Source organism: Citrobacter sp. Cb023 (assembly GCF_030336805.1).
GTDB lineage: Bacteria > Pseudomonadota > Gammaproteobacteria > Enterobacterales > Enterobacteriaceae > Citrobacter > Citrobacter braakii.
In genome coordinates this window covers 98907-112623 of sequence record NZ_JAOWCV010000037.1, presented here as the reverse complement: position 1 = coordinate 112623, position 13717 = coordinate 98907, and the positions used below count along the sequence as shown (strand labels likewise).

At 45.9% G+C, this 13717-nt stretch carries 22 protein-coding genes, 1 tRNA gene and 1 pseudogene; 15 read left to right on the top strand and 9 right to left on the bottom strand.

Annotated elements, in window-relative coordinates; translation table 11 throughout:
- Positions 1–40: 40 nt before the first annotated feature.
- Positions 41–607 carry a YmfL family putative regulatory protein gene (locus OGW44_RS13370; protein ID WP_101701439.1) on the bottom strand — a complete coding sequence of 189 codons (567 nt, stop codon included), beginning with the start codon at positions 605–607 and terminating at the stop codon, positions 41–43.
- Between the two features lie 28 nt (positions 608–635).
- Positions 636–833: a Cro/CI family transcriptional regulator gene (locus tag OGW44_RS13365; RefSeq protein WP_185654500.1), complete on the bottom strand. Its 198-nt coding sequence runs from the start codon at positions 831–833 to the stop codon at positions 636–638.
- 99 nt (positions 834–932) lie between these two features.
- Between OGW44_RS13365 and OGW44_RS13360 the strand changes: the two genes are divergently transcribed.
- Both OGW44_RS13360 and OGW44_RS25805 read left to right on the top strand, forming a co-directional pair.
- Complete coding sequence (locus OGW44_RS13360; protein WP_101701440.1) at positions 933–1589, top strand: LexA family protein; 657 nt, start codon at positions 933–935, stop codon at positions 1587–1589.
- Between the two features lie 195 nt (positions 1590–1784).
- Positions 1785–1907: pseudogene (locus tag OGW44_RS25805) on the top strand (hypothetical protein); the annotation flags it as partial.
- Positions 1908–2003: 96 nt separating this feature from the next.
- Here the strand turns inward: OGW44_RS25805 and OGW44_RS13350 are convergent.
- Positions 2004–2243 (bottom strand): hypothetical protein, encoded by a 240-nt coding sequence (locus OGW44_RS13350; protein ID WP_070810425.1) that lies wholly within the window; start codon positions 2241–2243, stop codon positions 2004–2006.
- Positions 2244–2548: 305 nt separating this feature from the next.
- On the opposite strand from OGW44_RS13350, the gene OGW44_RS13345 reads away from it, so the two are divergent.
- From OGW44_RS13345 to OGW44_RS13300, 10 genes are all read left to right on the top strand, one after another.
- Positions 2549–2920, top strand: coding sequence for a YfdP family phage-associated protein (locus OGW44_RS13345; protein ID WP_001515608.1), 372 nt, complete (start codon positions 2549–2551; stop codon positions 2918–2920).
- A gap of 56 nt (positions 2921–2976) precedes the next feature.
- On the top strand, positions 2977–3804 hold the full coding sequence (locus tag OGW44_RS13340) for a YfdQ family protein (protein WP_185654499.1): 828 nt from the start codon (positions 2977–2979) through the stop codon (positions 3802–3804).
- A gap of 128 nt (positions 3805–3932) precedes the next feature.
- Positions 3933–4472 (top strand): HD family hydrolase, encoded by a 540-nt coding sequence (locus OGW44_RS13335; RefSeq protein WP_161623388.1) that lies wholly within the window; start codon positions 3933–3935, stop codon positions 4470–4472.
- Positions 4460–4636, top strand: coding sequence for a hypothetical protein (locus OGW44_RS13330; protein WP_185654498.1), 177 nt, complete (start codon positions 4460–4462; stop codon positions 4634–4636). The genes OGW44_RS13335 and OGW44_RS13330 overlap by 13 nt, the downstream gene beginning before the upstream one ends.
- Entirely contained in the window at positions 4633–4887 is a 255-nt protein-coding gene (locus tag OGW44_RS13325) for a hypothetical protein (RefSeq protein ID WP_048217441.1), read from the top strand. Before OGW44_RS13330 ends, OGW44_RS13325 begins: the two co-directional genes overlap by 4 nt.
- The gene (locus OGW44_RS13320) at positions 4884–5228 is read left to right on the top strand and encodes a hypothetical protein (RefSeq protein ID WP_185654497.1); all 345 of its coding nucleotides are present in this window, start codon (positions 4884–4886) and stop codon (positions 5226–5228) included. The genes OGW44_RS13325 and OGW44_RS13320 overlap by 4 nt, the downstream gene beginning before the upstream one ends.
- Positions 5221–5664 (top strand): hypothetical protein, encoded by a 444-nt coding sequence (locus tag OGW44_RS13315; RefSeq protein WP_161623386.1) that lies wholly within the window; start codon positions 5221–5223, stop codon positions 5662–5664. Before OGW44_RS13320 ends, OGW44_RS13315 begins: the two co-directional genes overlap by 8 nt.
- 1 nt (position 5665) lies before the next feature.
- Positions 5666–6235 (top strand): 3'-5' exonuclease, encoded by a 570-nt coding sequence (locus OGW44_RS13310; protein WP_161623385.1) that lies wholly within the window; start codon positions 5666–5668, stop codon positions 6233–6235.
- Between the two features lie 38 nt (positions 6236–6273).
- The gene (locus tag OGW44_RS13305; protein WP_024135505.1) at positions 6274–6480 is read left to right on the top strand and encodes a hypothetical protein; all 207 of its coding nucleotides are present in this window, start codon (positions 6274–6276) and stop codon (positions 6478–6480) included.
- Complete coding sequence (locus OGW44_RS13300) at positions 6441–7616, top strand: site-specific integrase (protein WP_161623384.1); 1176 nt, start codon at positions 6441–6443, stop codon at positions 7614–7616. Before OGW44_RS13305 ends, OGW44_RS13300 begins: the two co-directional genes overlap by 40 nt.
- Before the next feature lie 40 nt (positions 7617–7656).
- Here the strand turns inward: OGW44_RS13300 and OGW44_RS13295 are convergent, their stop codons facing one another.
- From OGW44_RS13295 to OGW44_RS13285, 3 genes are read right to left on the bottom strand one after another with little or no spacing between them, the layout of a single operon-like run.
- Positions 7657–8043 (bottom strand): protein-export chaperone SecB, encoded by a 387-nt coding sequence (locus tag OGW44_RS13295; protein WP_101701370.1) that lies wholly within the window; start codon positions 8041–8043, stop codon positions 7657–7659.
- Positions 8044–8046: 3 nt separating this feature from the next.
- A complete protein-coding gene (locus OGW44_RS13290) occupies positions 8047–8475 on the bottom strand; it encodes a hypothetical protein (protein WP_161623383.1) in 429 nt (142 codons plus the stop codon).
- A complete protein-coding gene (locus tag OGW44_RS13285) occupies positions 8472–9029 on the bottom strand; it encodes a hypothetical protein (RefSeq protein ID WP_161623382.1) in 558 nt (185 codons plus the stop codon). The genes OGW44_RS13290 and OGW44_RS13285 overlap by 4 nt, the downstream gene beginning before the upstream one ends.
- Positions 9030–9237: 208 nt before the next feature.
- On the opposite strand from OGW44_RS13285, the gene OGW44_RS13280 reads away from it, so the two are divergent.
- Together OGW44_RS13280 and OGW44_RS13275 are read left to right on the top strand one after the other, a co-directional pair.
- A tRNA-Leu gene (locus tag OGW44_RS13280) sits at positions 9238–9340 on the top strand.
- Positions 9341–9530: 190 nt separating this feature from the next.
- On the top strand, positions 9531–9713 hold the full coding sequence (locus OGW44_RS13275; protein WP_049271027.1) for a hypothetical protein: 183 nt from the start codon (positions 9531–9533) through the stop codon (positions 9711–9713).
- A gap of 190 nt (positions 9714–9903) precedes the next feature.
- Here the strand turns inward: OGW44_RS13275 and OGW44_RS13270 are convergent, their stop codons facing one another.
- Together OGW44_RS13270 and OGW44_RS13265 are read right to left on the bottom strand one after the other, a co-directional pair.
- On the bottom strand, positions 9904–10650 hold the full coding sequence (locus tag OGW44_RS13270) for an SDR family NAD(P)-dependent oxidoreductase (protein WP_016157243.1): 747 nt from the start codon (positions 10648–10650) through the stop codon (positions 9904–9906).
- Positions 10651–10720: 70 nt separating this feature from the next.
- Complete coding sequence (locus tag OGW44_RS13265) at positions 10721–11410, bottom strand: helix-turn-helix transcriptional regulator (RefSeq protein WP_047414848.1); 690 nt, start codon at positions 11408–11410, stop codon at positions 10721–10723.
- A gap of 456 nt (positions 11411–11866) precedes the next feature.
- On the opposite strand from OGW44_RS13265, the gene OGW44_RS13260 reads away from it, so the two are divergent.
- On the top strand, positions 11867–12223 hold the full coding sequence (locus tag OGW44_RS13260) for a KPN_00521 family repetitive protein (protein ID WP_016157245.1): 357 nt from the start codon (positions 11867–11869) through the stop codon (positions 12221–12223).
- A 58-nt stretch (positions 12224–12281) separates the two neighbouring features.
- On the opposite strand, the gene OGW44_RS13255 is transcribed toward OGW44_RS13260, so the two are convergent.
- On the bottom strand, positions 12282–13715 hold the full coding sequence (locus OGW44_RS13255; protein WP_185654496.1) for an EAL domain-containing protein: 1434 nt from the start codon (positions 13713–13715) through the stop codon (positions 12282–12284).
- Positions 13716–13717: the final 2 nt, after the last annotated feature.

The window sequence follows — 13717 nt, the reverse complement described above, 5'->3', positions numbered from 1 at the left end:
TGCGGTAGACGGTTAAAAGCCGTTAAACTGCTCATGCGGATTATTTCTCCATACTCGAAGAGTTGTTCGCCAAGGCGCCCGGAGCTGCACACTCGCGGGCGTCACTCTTTTCTGGCGCGCAGAAAACACGGAATAGCAGCGTCAAATGCTCCTGCCACTTAGCCATTACCTGATAACTGTTCTCTTCAATCTGCTCACGTTCTGCCGGATCAATAACCCCGTCGGCGGTTGCCTTACGCAGGTACTGCGAGTGTTTGCCAATCCATTCGATTGACTCCATCAGACGCTGGTTGATATCGCCGTTATCAAGATCATCTACTTCCACCAGCGGAACGAATACACCACCACTACGGCGGGCTATCGCATCGGTGACATACTTAGTACCGCTCGCATCCTGAAGCACCATCGCCCACTCAAGCGGGAAAATTTGATCACCTTCGTTACGTAGTCGGTTATAGAGTGCATCCGTTGAGAGTTTTCCAGCGCGGTACAGACCAAGCCATTCAGCTGCTTCGGCATACCCACCAGACATTTCGGCGATCGTTCTTTTGATTGCAGCCACCAGCCAAGCTGGTTGTCGCTCTACTTTCCAGTGTTGTTTATCCACGGTTGTCCCCTAATTTCTGTGGTTTTAATCACGCAGCCGAATGATTACGCTTTTCATAAAGGGATTGGTTAACTTTCAAATCACCTTTCGTCAGCGCCTGGATCTCAAATGCCCTCCCCTTTGGGATAACTTCATCCCAGCCCGATACAGATGCGTGGGAGATATTCAGCGCCTTGGCGGTTTTCCCTACGCCACCGAAGTAAGAGATAACGTCATTCTTTTTCATTTTTCCCTCTGGAGTTAGGTCATGCAGTGCATAAATAGTAGGATATCTTACATAAAATGGTCAAGCACTCCTACATTAGAAAATGGTAGGATTGCCTACATGAAAATGAATGATCGAATCCGAAGCAGACGAAAAGAGCTGAAGATGACGCAATCTGTCCTGGCAAAGCTTGTCGGGGTAAACCGCGTCACGATCACCGGCTGGGAATCTGGTGACTATAAACCTGGCGGTGAGAACCTTCAGGCGCTTGCTGCTGCTCTTGAAAAGACACCGCAGTGGTTGCTGGAGGGTAAGGATGACGGGAAACAACAACCGCCAACAATGAACCCAGAGCAGAGATTCGGAATTAGATCAGTTCCCGTTTTAACGTGGGTGCAAGCCGGGGAATGGACTGCCAATAGTGGTGCGATAACGGAACGAGACATTCAAGACTGGGTTTACACTTCAGCAGCTGTTTCAGAGAGCGCTTTTGCACTAATAGTCCGCGGTGACTCAATGACTAACCCAAATGGCGCACCAAGCATCCCGGAGGGCTCTCTCGTCGTCGTAGAACCTGACTTTGGAGATGCCAGCCAAGCAAATGGTAAAATTGTCATTGCTCAGCTAATGGGAAGTGACGAAGCCACTATAAAAAAATTCGTCATTGATGGTCCGCTTAAATACCTTGTACCTCTCAATCCCAACTACAGGATGCTCGAGGTAAACGGCAACTGCCGTTTGGTCGGATTAGTAAGACAAGTGATAATGGATTTATAAGGAAACCGGGTTATCCCGGTTTTTTTTCACCCCTCAATGTAAGTTATCCAACATTTCCTCTTGACCTTTCTTTGTAAGTTATCCTACATTAAATAAACAAACAGCGAACAGGCAGGACGCCCACGAAGTAGCCGCCCGGGGCATATGAAGGCCGGGATGATTCGCTAACACATAAAAATTGCATAGGAGTTCACGGTGGACGCAAACGAACTGAAGCACATCATTGCTCTACTGCTGGAAGATGCTAAGCGAGTTCAACAGCTCGAGCCGAATTCCGGGACTGAATCGCGCATTCAGCTTGCGCAAACAGCATTAAAAGAGGACCAGCAGGACATAAATGGAAAGAAGCGCCTCAATGGGGTCGAAATTGTTGAGGCGATTTTAGAGCGAAGGGAAAGAACGGCACATCTCGATTCAGAACGGCTCGGTAGGGTCGCTATTTAATGGATCCAACAACCTTATCGTCCTGAGGTAAGTTTCGCGCTCTTTTTCAGTGATATCAGGCTTTTCAAATAGCGCGCGGAAATGGGCGATAGAACTTTCAAGCTCTTTAGTATGTGGTCCTTCAGCCTCTGTAATAGCAATAGCCAGCCTTGATATAGCCAACTCAATGGCATCGAGCCTGGCATGGTTGAGATAAGTAACATTGCTCATAAAAAAAATTCCTTCGTGGTTGTAGCGACTTAGAAGGATACCACCGCGCCTGATGTGGTTAAAAGCAGGCTAAAGCAATAACAAGTAACTCCCTGTTCTGGCGGCCCGGTGTTTTCCCATTTGTCCGGTAACCGCCAGCCTTTTTCAGGGCACAACAGAAAAGGGCATCACCGGGCGACGGGCTCATAACCCAATCCACCCGGGCAAGAGGATGGCGATTGCAGTCGCCGACAAATGCAGGTGTCCTTCTCTGTTGTGTATGGAGAAAGTTCGGCGGTTGCAGCCGCCTTAACGAGGGTAAAACCATGAGTAATGACCGCATGACCGTAGTGCCAGATTTTCTTGGCGAACTGGATGCCGGCGTGTTCATGAACAAAATCGCGGCAGCACTTAATACCACCGCGCTTGGCGTTCTGAACAATGGCAACAAAGGCAAAGTAGTCCTCACCTTTGATTTTGAGCGCATGGGTAATTCCGTTGAAGAGAAGCGCGTAAAGATCAAGCACAAGCTGAACTACAGCACCCCGACACCGCGTGGTAAGGCTTCCGAAGAGGACACAACCGAAACCCCGATGTGGGTCAACAAAGGCGGGAAGCTCACTATCCTGCAGGAAGATCAGGGCCAGCTGTTCGGGATCACTGGCGCGGTGGATGGAAAGCTTAAAGCGGCTCAGTGATCCGCAACAACAAACTCACTGATACCACTTTGATCATCAGTTAATAAGGAATTTTTATGTCTCAGTTAGACAGCGGTACATTTCAGCAGGTAAAAGACCTGGTCCTTTCTGGCTACCACCTGAATGATATTCAGGACCTGGCTTGCCCGACCGCATTGCTGCCAGATGGCACTAGCGTTGAAAGCCTTGAGCGCTTTTCTCTGGAGCGTTTCCGCTTTCGTGGCGCAATGACCACAACCAGTATTGACGACTTCGCACGTTATTCTAAAGGTTACGCCAGCGACAGTGAGCCAGCTCGTTGCTTTATTGACGCTGACAACATGACCGCCCGTTCAGTGTTCAACATCGGCACACTGGATAATCCCGGTCACGCCGATAACGTGGCTTCAATCACCCTGAAGAAAACCGCCCCGTTCCGCGCGTTACTGCAGATCGACGGTCAACGTCTGAAGCAAAAGCAAATCGCCGAATGGCTTGAAGACTGGAGCGATTACCTTCTGGCGTTTGATGCTGATGGCAATACGATGCAGATTTCCCAGGCGGCTCAGGCTGTACGTCGTATCACTATTCAACAAGCAACCCAGCAGGACCATGAAACTGGTGATTTCGCTGGTAAAAAATCCCTGATGCAAAGCGTTGAAGCTAGCAGCAAAGACGTAATGCCTGTGGCGTTCGAGTTCAAATGTATGCCGTATGAAGGCCTGGGCGAACGCCGCTTTAGCTTGCGTAACAGCCTGCTGGCCAGCGATGAACCCTGCTTTGTTCTGCGCATTGTCCAACTTGAAGCTCAGGAAGAAGCGATCGCCAACGAATTCCGCGATTTGCTGATCAGCAAGTTCGAAGGCGAATCAGTGGAAACTTTCATCGGTAACTTTAAAGCCTAATTGCTCTGCATTAAATCCCCGGCGCCGCGGGGATTTATTGAAGCGTAATTCCATTAATTATCGCCAACCGGCGAGGGATTCGTGCAACCAAAATCTGCGTGGTGCAGCGCGCCAATATGGAGAAAACCATGAGCTACATTCAGACATTATCCGGCAAAAAATTTAACTACCTGACCGCCACTATCGACGATATCGATGTTGAGGATATCGCGACTGCTCTTTCCAACATCTGTCGATTCGCTGGGCATCTTCCAGAGTTCTACAGCGTGGCCCAGCACTCTGTGCTTGTAAGCCAGATTGTGCCGCCAGAGTTCGCCTTTGAAGCGCTGATGCACGACGCTGCGGAGGCATATTGCCAGGATATTCCTGCCCCGCTCAAAGCCCTGTTACCTGACTACCAACGCATGGAAACTTATGTTGATGGTCTTATCCGCTTTAAATTCGGTATCTCTCTCGAACAAGCTGCTGTCGTGAAATATGCCGATCTAACCATGTTAGCCACCGAGCGCCGTGATCTGGAAATCGATGACGGTTCGAAGTGGGAAATTCTCGAAGGTATTCCCTGCTCTGATCTCGTTCAGGTTATCCCTCTCCGCCCTGGTCAAGCCTATGGCCTGTTCATGAATCGCTTTAACGAGTTGATGGAGCTGCGCCAATGCGCCGCATGAAGGTAAAAGAACTCGTAGCGGAGGCTTATGCCTCTGTTGCTGAATTGCCACCAAAGCATGCACCGCTTATGCGCGAAGTCGTCACCAGACTGGAAGCTACGTTCGCAGCATTAAAAGAGTCTCTGGTGCAACTGGAACAGGAACGTAAAGGTAAAACGCCATGACCGTATTTGAATATCTCCAGGCTCATCCGAATACCACCAGCGGTGAAATCGCCAAAGGTATGAACAAAAAGACACCCGCGGTCGCTGGCGCATTATCGCAACTCTATGGCACCGGCCGGATCGTGAAGTCTGGTGTTCGCAAGGGCATTCCAACATACCGTGTTAACGATATGCCGTTTGGGTGCAGTAACAGCCTAACCATGATGTTTAACCAGTTATTGAATAGAGCCAGACAGGGATCAGCACAATGAGTAAATCACTGAGCGCACGTTACATCCGTCGCTGGACTGTCGAATTTAAAAGCCGCTGCGACTCAAAACACAGTCCGTACTGGCGTAAGCACCACCTTCGCAGTTACATCCGGGAATGCGCCATGACCACCGCTTATTCCATGGTCGAGCGTATGGCAGAGGATAATGCAATGGTAGATTTTCAGGGGACTAATCGCGGATGGTCGCCGGAGTTCTCTGCCTGGTACCACGAACGCCGTGAACAGTATCTCAAAGAGGCGCGCTACTACCTGAACGAAGACGCCACCAATGACGAAGTCGACGAGGAAATCCAGAACGAGCTGGGGGCATGGAATGACTAAAAGCACAATCCACCCGGCGCATGGTCCTGTATCACTCGATCGCCTGCACCTGATACGCGAACACCTGCAGCATGATACCCAGTACTCAAACGGCGGGAACAGAGCTTACATTCTCGCTGATATGTTGAATGTGATTGATGAGGTGCTAGCATCGAGGAACGCAGAGCCAGTATTTTTCATCGAGGTTGACGGAGACGACTGGATACAGGCTGGCAGGATTCCGGGCAGTACGTTTGATTTTAATAATCTGCCGGATGGCGTCAATAAGCTCTGGGCCGCCCCGCAGCCAGCGCCAGTAGTGCCGGATGAAAAACCGATGCCAGAAGCGTCGAAAATGCATGCCATAGACGCTGTAGCTGCAATCGCTGAAGTCAGGGGATGGAACGCCTGCCGCGCCGCAATGCTTAAAGCAGCACCAAAAAAGGAGAATATTTAACGTGAACAATTTAATGATCGACCTTGAGTCTATGGGCAAAAAACCGAATGCCCCTATCGTCTCCATTGGTGCCGTATTCTTCGATCCGCAAAGCGGTGAATTGGGTCAGGAGTTTTACACCGCCGTTAACCTTGAAAACGCTATGGAGCAGGGAGCGGTGCCAGATGGTGACACTATTCTGTGGTGGTTAAGACAAAGCTCAGAAGCACGATCAGCAATCTGTGTTGATGATGCGATGCCAATATCGTCTGCCCTATCTGAACTGAGCCATTTCATTAATCGGCATTCTGATAACCCAAAATATTTAAAGGTTTGGGGCAATGGAGCTACTTTCGACAACGTTATATTGCGCGGCGCATATGAGCGCGCCGGCCAGGTTTGTCCGTGGCAATTTTGGAACGATCACGACGTCAGAACCATCGTCACATTAGGCAGAGTTGTGGGTTTCGATCCAAAGCGAGATATGCCATTCGATGGGGTTGCACATAACGCACTGGCTGATGCCCGCCACCAGGCGAAATATGTTTCAGCGATTTGGCAGAAACTAATCCCAACCACCAGTAACAGCTAAAATTTTCCCCGGGTGCAGCCGGGGTAATGGAGAAATATATGCTGAGCCTCGATTGTGTTCCCATCTCAACTTATTGCAAAGAGACTGGCGAAACCCCGGATGCCATCAACAAACGTGTGCAACGTGGAGTATGGCGTGAAGGGGTTCAGGTGCTAAAGGTCGACGGCGTTAAGGAAAGATGGATTGATCTTAGTGAGGTTGCAAAATGGGCACGACAGAATCGCCTAAGCTCCCGCGCGGCGTAACTATTAGGAAACATCGCAACGGCGAAACCATCAATATTACTTTCACTTATAAAGGGGTTAAATGCCGTGAGCCCCTTTCTAATCTGGACGTAACCCCTAAAAACATCAAATATGCCGAGCGCACACTCGGCGAAATCCATAACAAGATCGAAAGGGGGACTTTTGTTTATGCGGAATACTTTCCCCGTTCTACCCGGTTAAAAATTTTCGGCAACGCTGCCGCAGGCAAAACGGTGAAGATGTACCTGGACGAGTATCTGATAATCTGTGAAACGAGGAAACTATCTCCTTCGACAATTGGTGGATATAAGAAATGCCGAAGCGCGCTGTCATCACTTCATATTTTTCCTGCAAGTGAGTTAACTCCAGCCGCATTGAAGACATGGATCCAGAGCCAGAAAACAACATTGAAGACTATCCGAAATCAGCTGTCATTCCTGCGTTCTGCTTTGGATGAGGCGGTGACGGATGGTGTGCTTCAGATTAACCCTGTATCACTGGTAACAGCCTCACGATACCAAAGTGATAAATCAGAGGCAGAAAGTAGTTATGTGGTTGATCCGCTATCACCAGCAGAAGTTGATACTTTGCTCTCTGCTGCTGGCAATAAGCAGTGGGAGAATCTTTTCCGGTTCGCGATACAAACAGGGCTGCGTAGTTCCGAATTGTGTGCTCTTCGTTGGCGTGATATTGACTTTGTAGGGAAGACAGCCCACATTCAGAACGCCAGCGTAGTTGGCGTCATCAAAGGAACAAAAACAAAGGCCGGTACGCGGAAAGTAGAACTGACTGAAGAGGCATTGGTAGCTTTAGCCAGCCAGAAACTGTTCACTTTTATGAAGGATGAAACGATATTCGAAGATCCAAAAAGTAACAAACCATGGGCGAATGCAGATGCCATAAGGAAAAAAGCATGGGTTCCAACTCTTCGTAAGGCCGGTATCAGATATCGCAATCCATACCAGACTAGGCATACCTATGCCACTAGACATATCAGTAGAGGGGCTAACTTGTTTTGGCTGTCTGGGCAGATGGGACATAAAGGCCCAGAAATGCTTTTCAGACATTATGGTCGATATATGGAAGAATATGACAAGTATGCGAACAGGAAGAAAGACATAATAATAAAATATTAGGACAAAATTATGTGAGAGCTGATAACCAGCTCTCGTTCAATCAATTATCTTGTAGCTTAGCATGTTCTACAAAATTGACCGCCGGCAATGATACCGACTCCAGCCCTGCATTTAACAATAAAGTAGCGACAAAAGCCCTCACATAAGGGTATGCAATTGCAGGAGCGTTAACAGAAGGATAATGAGAATCGAGAAAATCCTTGGTTATCTCTTCATCACACTGAAACAAGAATTTCTGGACAAAAAATAATTTGAATTTTTTATGAGATGTTAATTCAAAATCGAAAGAAATAACGAATGATTTTTTTTCATTCTCATTAAAAAGACAAGAATGGGTAAACGAAAAGTTATTACTTTTTTCTATTTCATCATCAAAATGTTCGATACTAAGGCTTTCAATATAATTATTTAATAATTGAAATTTCATTATCTATGCTGCCTGTGCAATGTCATTTGATTGACTTATAACTATCCCACCCGCAGCCATTGCCAGTAAAGCATTATCATACGAGCAGAAAAACGCCGCATCACGCGGCGTTGCTGTAAAGTTTAATTCTTGAGAGTCAATACTTTTTCCTACCGTGTAAGAATTAGAAATAAAAGTATTAGGCAAACTAATGTTTGGAGTGAACATTATATTAGATACAGATTGAGTAGCGACCAAATCACCAGAACTAAAGTGGCCGTCAAAAAACTGGATCTTAGGACCGACAACACCCATGGTTACATTTTGTAACGATTTTGTATCGTCAAGATCATCTTCAACTAACCCATAACGCTCCATCCTTTCAATGAGCACTTTTGGATCAGTAGACCTGATTGAGCTCAACGTCTTCTCAAGCCATTGATTGATGTTCATTGTACTTTCCTCCTTTCTACAGCATAGCGTATGCTCTTGATGCTTGCAGCGGGATCTTTTACACACATAACTCGACAGTTCGGTATCCCTGCATCAACTCCAAAATTTAATTCTTCAGCTGTAGTTTTAATATACTCTTTACGAACGATGGCGTCGACATCATGCTCACACATTACATAGTTGCAAAAGGCACATTTGTCAACAAGCATCTCACCGGTGGGCCTCTTGCCTTGTTCCTTAATGATCTTCATGTACTCATCCCTGATGAGATTCAGTGCGGCAATGTGTGTATCATCATTAAAATCAAGGAAAGATTCGGTTTCAATTAAAGCTTCAAGTACTGATAAAGAAGAATATCTAGGCCTGCTAGATGGGGCTCTTGAATTTGCCCACTGTGCTGCTTTTTCAATCGGCTCCAACAAACCTTTGGCTTCAATGAAGAAATAAGCACCAGAGCCAAGCCAATCTTTCTTTCCTGAACTAATCCGGAAAGTTGAAGACATTATAGATGAAGCGTTAAAAACACTCGTTCCATGGAAACCTGTCCACTGCATCCGATCACTCATCTTTTTCTAGTTTTTCCCGCCTTAAGCAGGGTAAAATAGGATGGCACATTCTATAGATTCATACTATTTGAAACAAGGGTTTTCAGCTAATTCTTACTCATATCTTGTTTTTTGGTACATCGAGGCCATGGCATCATGATTTATGATTGTAATCAAGACTCATCCATAAAATGTTATTGCGATCAATAGTCATAATGGGGCCGTAGAGTATCCACAGCTTTGGTTAAAACAAAAAAAACGATATAAAACAAATAAATATAAAACTTCGGACGCGGGTTCAACTCCCGCCAGCTCCACCAAAATTCTCCATCGGTGATTACCAGAGTCATCCGATGAAGTCCTAAGAGCCCGCACGGCGCAAGCCCTGCGGGCTTTTTTGTGCTCTCAATTTGTCCCGCGAAGTCCGAAGAGAACTAATTAAATCCGAACCTTTTAGGCACCTTGTTAGGCACCTCATAAAGCTTTATTGTTTTTGAGGTGCCTAAAACTATGGAAACCCGGCAATGGCAAGACAAACCAAACCTCTATCCGTTAAAGAAATCGAATCCGCCAAACATAATCAATGTAGCCGCCTCACGCGCCAAGAAAAACCTGTATGTGGTCGGCTCGGCTGCAGCTTGGGAGGGAACCGGCCTGCAGGTCCTGCAGCGACAACTGGCAGAATCAGCGTGACAATCTCCGAGGTGACCCTCACGTAACGGACCGGCCACTACGTGCCAGCAGCGGAAGTTATTAATAGCATGATGAATGGACCAATGGAGAGCCGATCATCCATACTCTTGTTAATCCAGACTGGAAATATTGTTATCACTAGCCCTACAACACAAGAGTTAACTCTATATTCTGACGCTTTAGAGGAATTTTACTCTGCTAAATAACCACCATCGATTGGATATACTCCTCCGGTACAGAACCCTGAATTGTCTGACAGCAAAAACAGAATGAAGTCTGCTATTTCTTGCATTTTTGCCATCCTTTTCATAGGGTGGCTATTTGCGAAACTACGTACGATATTTTCTGGAAATTCACTCATTCGTGGGGTTTGGACATAGCCCGGAGCGACTGCATTGATTCGAATGCCTTGACATGCAAACTCTAGCGCTGCGGTTTTGGTTAAACCGATTATACCATGCTTAGCCACGGTGTAAGGTGCTAATCCAGGAATGCCAACCAGACCATTTACTGCAGATAAATTAACTATAGAGCCACCAAATTTCATCATCTCAGGTATTTCATATTTTAGGCAGTAAAAAACGCCGCTCAATGAGGTGGCAATGACCTTATCCCAGTTTTCAACCGTCTGCTCGGTTATGTTTTTACCATGTTCACCTGTTAAGCCTGCGTTATTTACAGCACAATCAAGTCTGCCGAAATTTTTGATAACTTCATCTATCATTTGCCGTACTTGTTCGGGCTGTGACACATCACATCCGATCCCCAGCGCTTGTTGTCCCTGTGAAGATAATCGTTTCGCTTTTTGTTTAGCCTGCTCTGACGAGCGGGAGACAATAACGACCTTAGCTCCATGTTTGTGTAATTGCTCTGCGACTGCCTCACCTATACCTGCAGTACTTCCTGTTATGACAGCAACTTTATTCTGGAAATTCATAATTCACCCTATGAAGTCGAATTGAGTCTTTCATCTGGGTTAGTATACAAATTAGCTGTGACAGTTTTTGTCAGTACTCTTTCTCCTCGCAGATTCCTTCTTTTATTCTCCATTTTTTCAATAAAACTGTCCTGCTTTCTCTATATATGGAACCCAGTTGTACTATCTCTTCAATCTTGTCAGTTCTAAAATGACGAAAATCATTTCTCATCTCACACCATGCAACCAAAAGCCAGCATGACTCCATATATACCAATCCGATGGGCCATATGGCTCGAGAAGAGTAAGTATCTTTCTTGTCACAATACTTTATTTGGATTCTCTTGCGCTTTTTAATAGCATTGCGGATGTCTTCAAAAAACACCTCATTATTTTCTGAAGGGCCGATCAGATAAGATTGACTCTCAATAAGATTTTTTAATTCACCGGGAATGACAGCGTGGATTTTGGCAAGTGCATTCCTTGCGGTATTTTTAAAATCATAATCCGTATTATGAGATACCCAATTTAACCCAAGCGTAATAGCATTGATTTCTTCATGAGAAAGGTTTAAGGGTGGCAAATGAAAGTCAGACTTAATGATATAACCAATTCCAGCACCACCTTCAATGCACACGCCTTGATGCTGTAGCGTTTTTATATCTCTGTAAAGGGAGCGCACACTTATTCCTAATCTTTCAGAGAGAGTGGATGCAGTGATCGGATATCTTTGCGCCCTTAATATCTGTAGTAGTTCGAGAAGCCTTTCTGTTCTGGTCATGTTGATAAATCCATCTTGATTCTGAGACAAAATCTTAAAGCATCTGTTCGATAAGCATCTTAGTACAAAGTAAGCGTACACGCTTAAGTTGAACTTCCCCCTGGATTAAGGATAGCGTTGCATCAACCCGTTGAACTCACACCTCATAGAAGACCTTTAGCCCAGTTAGCCTGTCCGCTGTATGCCAGAGACGCTCTAAAAGTTGATGGTTCGTTTTGCAGGGAGACTTACACATACTTAATATGTCCATGCTTAATAACGACAACCACTTATTATTTAACCTAACACTGAGTGCGGCTTTTTGACCCACCACAAAATTACCGTATTGATCGCTCCCAGCTGCACAAAATGGATAAATACCGTTATCAGCACTTACAGTTTTTTCCTAAAGCCAGCGCTTCGTTCGTGTGCCATGCTTAATCACGCTAATAACTTATAACGCTAAGCGAGGATATTATGAAAAAGACAATTATCGCATTATCTGCAATTCTGCTGGCTTCTCCCGTTATTGCCGCGACGACACACGCAACTGATAATGATGTAGCCGCCGCACACGAAAATGCTAATACCGCAAAAGAAAAACTGCATCAGGCGCAGAATCAGGGCGAAGAGCAACAGTTAAAAGCAAAACATGCTGCTGAAGGTAAACAAGATGACCTGAGCAGTAAAGTGAGTGAAGGCTCACAAAAAGCCTGGAATACAACCAAAGAAGGTACTGAAAAAGGTTGGAATGCAACAAAAGAAGGTACCGAGAAAGGCTGGAATAAGACCAAAGAAGGTGCTGCCTCCGTTGAGAAAAAAGTCAGCGAGTAATCTTCCAGCCATTCAATAATAAAAAGCCGCTTTCGCGGTTTTTTATTATTAGCAATCCTTATAATAAACGTAGAAACGCATTAAAGGGTATTGGTTTACTGAACAGATACCCCTGCCCAAAGCTAACGTTAATCCGTCGCAGCCTCTCCATCTGTTCTTCACTTTCTATTCCTTCCGCCACCAGTGGGATCCTGGCCAGTTCAGACAGGTGAACAATATTGCTGATGATAGTATCACTCACGCCGCCTTTACCCAGTGAGTCGATAAACATCTTATCAACTTTCAAGAACCGCGGCGAAATGCGTTGCAGCGCAGCATAGTTAGAATATCCGGTCCCAAAATCATCCAGGGCTAGCGCAGCGCCTGCCTCTTTCAAGCGCCTCAGAACACTTTCACGGATCAGATTCTGCTGCCGTTCGGTGATTTCCAGCATTACGCCAATATGAAACAAGTTCATCCGCTGAATAAAGGCGATAGTGGCATCGGTAAATTCATGATCCTCCAGTGAAAGTGGAGGAACGTTAATACCGATATGAAATGGTATATCACTCTGAGCCCTAAGGCACCGCATATCAACCTCTACCTGCGTCAACAATTTTAGCGTCAGCGCATTGATCAAGCCGCTATGTTCAGCCGTGTGGATAAATTCGTTAGGGGGAATAATTCCCTGCTCAGGGTGATTCCAGCGAACAAGCACTTCAGCCCCGACGATTTTTCCGCAGGCGAGTTCAACGACGGGCTGATAAAACGGAATAAATTCATCATTATTAATCGCACGCTGCAGTATTTTTATCGGTGATATCCGCTGCGCCCGGCGTAAGTGGAAATATAACAGCAAAGACAGAACCACAAATAAAATAAGAAGATAATGATTATCCCGCACATAATCCGCAATGCCATCCTGTGAATCCGTCACAATCCAGAAAGGATAGTTTTGCGAGGCCATCTGCACGAAAGGATGTTTTTCTGGATACAATAAAAAATGCACATCAATTTTTTCTTTACGGGCAAAATCCATAAGAATTTTATCGATCGCCGCTTTATATACTGCAACAGCCACCACCTGCCCCTGAAACGGAAAATAGATTATATACATCTCCGTGTTCAGCCGATAAATCTGTTCAATCATCAGTGAATGTGTGGTCGTTCCATTGGAAATAATCCCCGGCGATTCTCGACCTTCAAGAGAAGAGCAGTTCCACTCACCGTTCCTGATGATACTGACTGAACGAATCTTCTCGCCAGACGCCGTTAGAAGACGCAATTTTCGTAGCAGATCGTCAGTGCAATTCTCTTGTATATGTGCGCTGGCTAACACAGCCAGTGTATTTACGTCGTCAAATATCGTATCGATTTCTTCGACCAGACTATTTATCGCGTGTTCTCTGACTAGTTGTCCCTCTCTATCCCATTGCTGCCATGAAGTCAGCACACCGGCCAGAAGAAAAAGCAACACCAGCATGATGGGTGTGATTTTCTTGGTTACAGACATGA

Coding starts and splice junctions, on each gene's coding strand:
- OGW44_RS13290 (WP_161623383.1), bottom strand. CDS start 8,475: ATGAACATCAATCAATGGCTTGAGAAGACGTTGAGCTCAATCAGGTCT.
- OGW44_RS13260 (WP_016157245.1), top strand. CDS start 11,867: ATGAAAAAGACAATTATCGCATTATCTGCAATTCTGCTGGCTTCTCCC.
- OGW44_RS13285 (WP_161623382.1), bottom strand. CDS start 9,029: ATGCAGTGGACAGGTTTCCATGGAACGAGTGTTTTTAACGCTTCATCT.
- OGW44_RS13360 (WP_101701440.1), top strand. CDS start 933: ATGAAAATGAATGATCGAATCCGAAGCAGACGAAAAGAGCTGAAGATG.
- OGW44_RS13320 (WP_185654497.1), top strand. CDS start 4,884: ATGAGTAAATCACTGAGCGCACGTTACATCCGTCGCTGGACTGTCGAA.
- OGW44_RS13265 (WP_047414848.1), bottom strand. CDS start 11,410: ATGACCAGAACAGAAAGGCTTCTCGAACTACTACAGATATTAAGGGCG.
- OGW44_RS13300 (WP_161623384.1), top strand. CDS start 6,441: ATGGGCACGACAGAATCGCCTAAGCTCCCGCGCGGCGTAACTATTAGG.
- OGW44_RS13325 (WP_048217441.1), top strand. CDS start 4,633: ATGACCGTATTTGAATATCTCCAGGCTCATCCGAATACCACCAGCGGT.
- OGW44_RS13275 (WP_049271027.1), top strand. CDS start 9,531: ATGGAAACCCGGCAATGGCAAGACAAACCAAACCTCTATCCGTTAAAG.
- OGW44_RS13295 (WP_101701370.1), bottom strand. CDS start 8,043: ATGAAATTTCAATTATTAAATAATTATATTGAAAGCCTTAGTATCGAA.
- OGW44_RS13330 (WP_185654498.1), top strand. CDS start 4,460: ATGCGCCGCATGAAGGTAAAAGAACTCGTAGCGGAGGCTTATGCCTCT.
- OGW44_RS13270 (WP_016157243.1), bottom strand. CDS start 10,650: ATGAATTTCCAGAATAAAGTTGCTGTCATAACAGGAAGTACTGCAGGT.
- OGW44_RS13335 (WP_161623388.1), top strand. CDS start 3,933: ATGAGCTACATTCAGACATTATCCGGCAAAAAATTTAACTACCTGACC.
- OGW44_RS13365 (WP_185654500.1), bottom strand. CDS start 833: ATGAAAAAGAATGACGTTATCTCTTACTTCGGTGGCGTAGGGAAAACC.
- OGW44_RS13350 (WP_070810425.1), bottom strand. CDS start 2,243: ATGAGCAATGTTACTTATCTCAACCATGCCAGGCTCGATGCCATTGAG.
- OGW44_RS13345 (WP_001515608.1), top strand. CDS start 2,549: ATGAGTAATGACCGCATGACCGTAGTGCCAGATTTTCTTGGCGAACTG.
- OGW44_RS13255 (WP_185654496.1), bottom strand. CDS start 13,715: ATGTCTGTAACCAAGAAAATCACACCCATCATGCTGGTGTTGCTTTTT.
- OGW44_RS13305 (WP_024135505.1), top strand. CDS start 6,274: ATGCTGAGCCTCGATTGTGTTCCCATCTCAACTTATTGCAAAGAGACT.
- OGW44_RS13315 (WP_161623386.1), top strand. CDS start 5,221: ATGACTAAAAGCACAATCCACCCGGCGCATGGTCCTGTATCACTCGAT.
- OGW44_RS13340 (WP_185654499.1), top strand. CDS start 2,977: ATGTCTCAGTTAGACAGCGGTACATTTCAGCAGGTAAAAGACCTGGTC.